At 63.2% G+C, this 6633-nt stretch carries 5 protein-coding genes and 1 tRNA gene; 1 reads left to right on the top strand and 5 read right to left on the bottom strand.

From position 1 onward, the window contains the following. Positions 1-47 precede the first annotated feature (47 nt). The 5 genes from J0I64_RS21605 to J0I64_RS21585 form a co-directional block, all read right to left on the bottom strand. Positions 48-124: transfer RNA gene (locus tag J0I64_RS21605), tRNA-Pro, on the bottom strand. A gap of 79 nt (positions 125-203) precedes the next feature. After that, positions 204-1484 carry an O-antigen ligase family protein gene (locus J0I64_RS21600; protein WP_291412187.1) on the bottom strand — a complete coding sequence of 427 codons (1281 nt, stop codon included), beginning with the start codon at positions 1482-1484 and terminating at the stop codon, positions 204-206. Continuing rightward, positions 1481-3004 (bottom strand): undecaprenyl-phosphate glucose phosphotransferase, encoded by a 1524-nt coding sequence (locus J0I64_RS21595; protein WP_291412185.1) that lies wholly within the window; start codon positions 3002-3004, stop codon positions 1481-1483. Before J0I64_RS21595 ends, J0I64_RS21600 begins: the two co-directional genes overlap by 4 nt. 77 nt (positions 3005-3081) lie before the next feature. After that, entirely contained in the window at positions 3082-4209 is a 1128-nt protein-coding gene (locus J0I64_RS21590; RefSeq protein ID WP_291412183.1) for a glycosyltransferase, read from the bottom strand. 5 nt (positions 4210-4214) lie between these two features. After that, the gene (locus J0I64_RS21585; RefSeq protein WP_291412181.1) at positions 4215-4766 is read right to left on the bottom strand and encodes a polysaccharide biosynthesis/export family protein; all 552 of its coding nucleotides are present in this window, start codon (positions 4764-4766) and stop codon (positions 4215-4217) included. 151 nt (positions 4767-4917) lie between these two features. On the opposite strand from J0I64_RS21585, the gene J0I64_RS21580 reads away from it, so the two are divergent. Then, on the top strand, positions 4918-6633 hold a 1716-nt coding region (locus tag J0I64_RS21580; protein ID WP_291412179.1), incomplete at its 3' end, for a GumC family protein.

Raw genomic sequence — 6633 nt, 5'->3', positions numbered from 1 at the left:
CCGAAGGCAGGTGCCTCGGGCTCAAAAAACTCGCCAATTTGGTGAAATGGTCGTAGCGGCCGGATTTGAACCGACGACCCTTTGTCCCCCAGACAAATGCGCTACCAGGCTGCGCTACGCCCCGACTGCGCGGCGACATAGACATTCAACGCTTCCCACGCAACCTGTTTTTGGACCATGTGAACAAATCTGAGCACGCGCCGTCAGATCAGCATCCGTTCGCGCGGCGCCGATAGCCGCTGCTCGTTGGCGATAGCCGTCGAAAGCCCCCAGATCAGCCCGATCAGCAGGAAGAAATGGCGCCAGTGATCCGAGTCGATGATCGCGGATTCGGCGACCACCATGGTGAATGTCGCCATCACCGGAATGGCCATCAACCGATAGGGGGAAGGGCGCAGCAGCATGACCGAGCCTTTCCATAGCGTCACGATGATCATCAGATAGTAGAGCAGCCCGCCGCCCCAGCCATAGACGTGAATGACGGTGATATAGACGTTGTGCGGCTCTTCGATGATGCGCAGGTTGCGGAACTCGCCCGGCCCGATCCCCCAGGGATGATCCAGCGCCAGTTCCAGCGCATAGCCCTGCCGCCCGAAGCGGCCGGTTTCGCCAGTATCATAGTTCTGCGACGACGCCCGCATCTCGAAGAAATTGGCAACGGCCGGCACCGATAGCAGCCCGCCCAGAGCCACGATCAGCATGCCAGCGCCGATCAGCGTCATCAGGAGAATCCGCACCTTGTCCCGCGCGCCGGCCTCCAGCATAAAAACCAGCACCAGCGTAATCAGCGACGAGGCCGCAAAGTGGCCCCAGCCGCCACGCGAGAAGCTGACGAAGACACCGACGAACAGCACGAAATAGACGCCCGCCGCGATAAACGCCTGCCAGCCGCGTCCCAGCAGCACGCGCTGCAGCGCAAACATCGCCGGCAGCACCAGAAACGGCGCATAGACATTGGGGTCCTTGAATGTCGCCTTGGCGCGATCGTAGCGCAGGAACAGGTCGGCCCCCGGCATGATGCGGAGATAAGCCAGCGTTCCGATGATGGCGAGGATCACCGCGATCACCGTATAGGCCCGCATGATCACCCGCATGCGCTTCTCGGTGGATTCAGCGAGATAGTTGGCGACGAAGTAGCTGGTCAGCATCAGGAAGATCGTCACCGCCGTGAAGATCAGCGCCTCGCTGATCGGGGTGAAACGCACCTGCATGGCCGCGATCAGCGCAAAGGGCGTGAAGCACAGCATGATCGCCAGAAGCCCGAAGGTCGAGCGATAGAGCCCGATCCCGGCCATGATCGCCACCGGCAGAACCAGCAGAAACATCACTTCATAGGGCGATGGCTCGATGAGCACGATGCCGCCGGCAAAGATCCACAGCGCCACCACGCCATCAAGCAGCTTTAAGGCCCGCTGGCGGACGAAGTCAGCGCCGGGCCATTTCGATCCGGCAAGTGCGGAGTCGAATGAGCCGGTGATCGTCAATAGGCGTTCTCGCTCTTGGCAACGAGCGAAACCGGGGTCATCAGCACGATGTAAAGATCGAGCAGGAGCGACCAGTTCTCGATGTAATAGAGATCGTGGTTCACACGCTGCATGATCTTGTCGATCGTGTCAGTCTCGCCGCGCCAGCCGTGGATCTGCGCCCAGCCAGTCATGCCCGGCTTGACCCGGTGCCGCGCAAAGTAGCCTTCCACAGCCTCATAGTAGAGCTTGTTGTCAGCCTTGGCCTGCAGCGCATGGGGACGGGGTCCCACCACCGAAAGCTCGCCCTTCAGCACATTGAAAAGCTGCGGCAACTCGTCGATGGACGTCTTGCGGATGAACTTGCCGACGCGCGTGACGCGCGGGTCGCCCTTGGTCACGAGCTTGGCCGCCCCGGCATCGAGCGCCTCGGTACGCATCGAGCGGAACTTGTAGATGCGGATCAGCTGGTTGTTGAACCCATGCCGGTTCTGCACGAAAAACACCGGCCCCTTGCTCGTCAGCTTGATGGCAATGGCCGTCGCAATCATGATCGGCGATAGGAGTATCAGCGCCGTGATCGCGACCAGCTTGTCGAAAATCCACTTGAAGACGAGGTTCCAGTCCGAGATCGGCCGGTCGGCCATGTCGAGCACGGGCACGCCGCCGACATAGGAATAGGCCCGGTCGGTGAACTTCAATTTGCTCATGTGCGCGGAGAGACGAATGTCCACCGGCAGCACCCAGAGCTGGGTCAGCATGTCGAGCACGCGCTTTTCCGCCGAGAGCGGCATGGAAACGATCACCAGGTCCACCGGTGTCAGCCGCGCGAATTCGATCAGCGTCGAAACCTTGCCGAGCTTGGCAAGACCCGCAACGGAATCGGGCGAGCGCTCGTCATAACGGTCATCAAAGAGACCCAGCAGGTCGATGTCCTTGTCTGCGCCGTTCTTTATCTGCTCGATGAGAATTTCCGCGTCGCGCCCGCCGCCAACGATGACTGTGCGACGCTTGAGGCGCCCCAGATCAGTCCAGCGCTGCACCAGAAACCGCAGGACCAGGCGATAGACGATCAGCAAAGCTGCGCCGGAAAGGAACCAGCTCAGCAGCCAAACGCGCGAGACGAGATCACCTGCCTTGAAAAAGAAGATCGTGGCCGTCACGACCGCCATGACCGCAAGCCAGACGGCCAGCACCCGGCCAAATTGCCCGACGACGCGCCGATAGGTGGTGATCCGATGGGCCCGCAGAAGGTTGAGCCCGACATTGGTCGCCAGACACGCACCCACGATCACCAGCAGGTAAAACCCCTCCTGTCCGGGGGGCACATAAGCGGCGTGAATGGCGTAGCCGAGAATGCCGAGCAGCAAGGCTTCTATTGCCTGCGTGACACCCACGATGATCGTGCTGGAATAGGTGCGTTCGACGGGACGGCCCGCGAGGTCGAGGGCAGCAGCAGAAAGTGTCGGGTTGGCCTCGTCGCCATCAGATTGGCGTGCGGCATGGTCCGCGATGGCCTGTTTTGGATCGACACGAAACATCTAACGCTACCGAAAACTCGAGCTACTCCCGGTCGGCATGATGCGCGCAATGCGTTTATAGTCGATGAAGCAGGTCCTTAGCCTTTTCCCTGCACGTCCCGGTAGAGCGCCTCGATGCGCCCCACCATGGTGTCGAGCGAGAACTCGCTGGCCACGCGCTTGAGCCGGGTCTGCATTTCCGCCTGCATCAGGTCTGGCCGGTCAAGCGCTGCCTGCATTGAGGCGGCCAGCGCAGCGGCGTCTCCAGGCGCGACAAGGGTTTCCGCAGTCCCGGCAAAGATTTCCGGAATCCCGCCGACGCATGTCGTCACGACCGGCAGCTGCGCCGCCGTTGCCTCGAGAACCACATAGGGCAGGGACTCCGCCAATGATGGCAGCACCGCCACCCGGCCGCGCCCAAACACTGCACGGGCCGGCTGCGAGCCGACCAGCATTACCCGGTCCGTTAATCCCAGCGCCTCGATCCGCTCCTGCAACTCGTGCCGCTGTGGCCCATCACCGGCCATGACCAGCGTCGCCGGCATTCCGTAGGGCCGCTTGAGCTCAACCAACGCCTCGACCAGCGTAAAAATGCCCTTGAGCTCACGCAGTTCGCCGACAAAGACGAAATCCGCCGCGTCGTCTGCCGCAGTCACCGGTTCGAACTCGCCTGCATCAAGCCCGTTGTAGATAATCTCGGTCCGACAGGTCGGTGCCGTGATCAACCGGCTATAAGTGTCCCTGGCAAAGCTGCTCTCAAAAATGATCGCCGCCGTTTCCCCCAGCAGCCGCCGCTCCAGCCAGTGAAAGGCCTTCCCGCTTCTGGACCTGGCCGAAAAATGCAGCACCCCGCCGTGCGGCGTATAAAGCGCCACTGGCCGCTTGCGCCCGATATGCGCCAGCCGGGCATAAAAGCCGCCCTTGGCCCCATGGCCATGGAGAATGTCGACCGAAAGCTCACGCGCGAGCCGGCGCACCTTGAACGGCGTGATCAGGTCGCCGCGCCCCAATACGCGTGGCATGGGCATGGCATGCACGCCGAGATCGGCAAATTCTCTCAACCCATCGAGGCGCTTTTCGGTCTGCGCGTCGCCCGCGAGCGAATCCACCACGAGCCCAACCGAGTGCCCGCGCGCCGCAAGGCCGCGCGTCAGGTCGGCGACGTGCCGAAACAGCCCGCCAACCGGCGCGCGCATCACCTGCAATATGCGCAGGGGCGGCGTCATGTCGCTCAGAACCAGCGTTCGGAAACGACGACCGTATCACCGGGGACAAGGGGGAAGTCGAGATTGACCGAGCCGCGCACCATCTCGTCGCCCTGGCGGCGATAGACGGTCACCTGGTTGCGGTCAGCCGTGTCGGTATAGCCCCCGGCCGTGCTGATGGCGGCGCGGGCCGTCATGTTCGGCACATAGGAGAACTGGCCCGAAGTGCGGACAGCGCCCTGGATGAAGAACGGCCGGTATTCGGCCACTTCAATCGCAACATTTGGATTGCGCAGATAGCCATTGGCCAGCGCCCCGGCGAGCCGCGAGGCTGCCACCGTCGTGGTCTGCCCACGCACCTGCACCTGGCCGACCAGCGGGAAGGAAATCGTGCCGTTGTCACCGACGCGATAGGAGTTGCTCAACTCCTGATCGCCATAGACCGTGACGCGGACCAGATCGCCCGTGTCGAGCGTATAGGGTCCGGTCGGCTCGACGAAATAAGTCGCGGGCCGCGTCGTGGTGCACCCGGCGAGGGGCATCAGCAATGTCAAAGCGAGTATGGGCAGCCAGCGCATGATCAATCCGCGCGTTTCAGTTGGCCTGCAGTGTTTCCGTTCATGGTTAAGATTTCCCTTATGGGCGATGACGTAGTTTCAATTTGCCTGGGCGATTAACCGATTTTTGACCACGGCGCGGGATAGTACAGCCTCACGATGAGGATATGCCGTGAGCGACTACGCCCCGACACTGCGCGACGCGCGAATTGATGTAAGAGCGGTCTTTGGGGCCGTTGCGCGGCGTTTGCCGCGCATCATCATTGTCACGCTACTGGTTCTGGCCGCGACATTCCTCGTCCTGATGATGATGCCGCGGCTCTATGAGTCTTCGGCCTCTATCCTCGTCGAACCCCGCACCAACGCCTATATCCGGCCGGCCAACGAGCAGGCGCCGTCGAGTTCCTCGGGCGATGCCAGCGTGGTCTCAAGCCAGATCGAGCTGATCAAGTCGCGCGATACCCTGCTCGGCGTCATCGATACGCTCGACCTGCGCTCCAAGCCCGAATTCAACGGCAGCCAGTCCGGCTTCTCGCCGCTCGGCGTCGTCATGCAGCTCATCGGCCGCAGCTCCACGCCCATCAGCATCGATGAGCGCGTTCTCAACACGCTCTATGAACGTATGACGGTCATCCAGCAGCGCGACTCGCGCATCATCTCGATTCTGGTGCGCTCGACCGATCCGCAGCTTGCCGCCGAGATCGCCAATGCCGTCGCCGCCGCCCACGTCGCCCGCCGCGCCCAGCTCTCGCTTTCCGACACCGCCGAGGCCTCCGATTGGCTGAGCCAGGAGATTGAGCGCCTGCGCGTTTCCGTGCGTCAGGCCGAGTCCGCCGTCGCCCAGTACCGCGTCGACAACGACCTCTATGTCGGCGCCAACAACACCACGCTGCTCGATCAGCAGCTGTCCACCATCACCACCCAGATCACCTCGGCGCAGGAGCGCAAGAACACGGCGCAGTCCCGCGCGGCCGTCATCCGCAATCTGCTCCAGCGCGGCCAGCCCATCGAAAGCGTCGCCGACGTCCGCAATTCGACGGTCATTCAGCAGCTGAGTTCGGAAAAGGCGCGCCTCCAGGGCCAGATGGCCCAGCTCTCGGCCACGCTCCTGTCCAACCATCCCAACATCCGGGCCCTCAATGCCCAGATCGGCGAACTCGACAATCGCATCAATCAGGAAGGCTATCGCGTCGCCGCCGCCCTTGAGGCCGAGGCCCAGGTCGAAGCCGATCTCGAAGCCTCGCTCCAGGCCGATCTCGGCCGCTTCAAACAGACCGCATCCACGGCGACCCAGGACACAGTCGCCCTCGATAGCCTGCAGCGCGAGGCCAAGGCCAAGCGCGACCTGCTCGAATCCTACCTCATGCGCTACAACGAGGCCTCCTCGCGCGGCGAAGTCGGCTCGACCCTTCCCGACGTTCGCGTCGTCACTGAGGCAGCTCCCTCCGTCACGCCGGCCTTCCCCAAGAGCGCGCTGATTCTCGCGGGTGTCGGCATCGTCACCTTCGCGGTGCAGTTCGGCGCCGTCGTCTTCGGCGAGCTGATGTCCGGCCGTGCCCTGCGCCCGATCGAGCCCTATGGCTTCGTCCCCGCCCGCCGGGAGGGACCGGCCGTCGTCACCAAGCCGGTGCCCGAAGACGAACCTCTCGCCGAAGAGCCGATCTACGAAGACGACCCTGAGGACATCGAGCCGCTGGCAGCGCCGGAAGAAGAGCCGGCGCCCATCGCCGAGCCCGATCGCCCGGCGACCTTCGCCTATTCCGAGCCTGATACTGCCCTCGCTGCCTCCGAAAGCGCCCGCCGGCTCCTCCAGGAACTCGCCGACCGCCGCGCCCAGCGCGACGCCGCTCGCGCCGCCATGGAAGCCCCGCCCGCTGCGCCAGCCGCA

This window comes from Devosia sp. (assembly GCF_017307565.1).
Taxonomy (GTDB): Bacteria; Pseudomonadota; Alphaproteobacteria; order Rhizobiales; family Devosiaceae; genus Devosia.
This window is presented reverse-complemented; position numbering and strand designations above follow the sequence as displayed.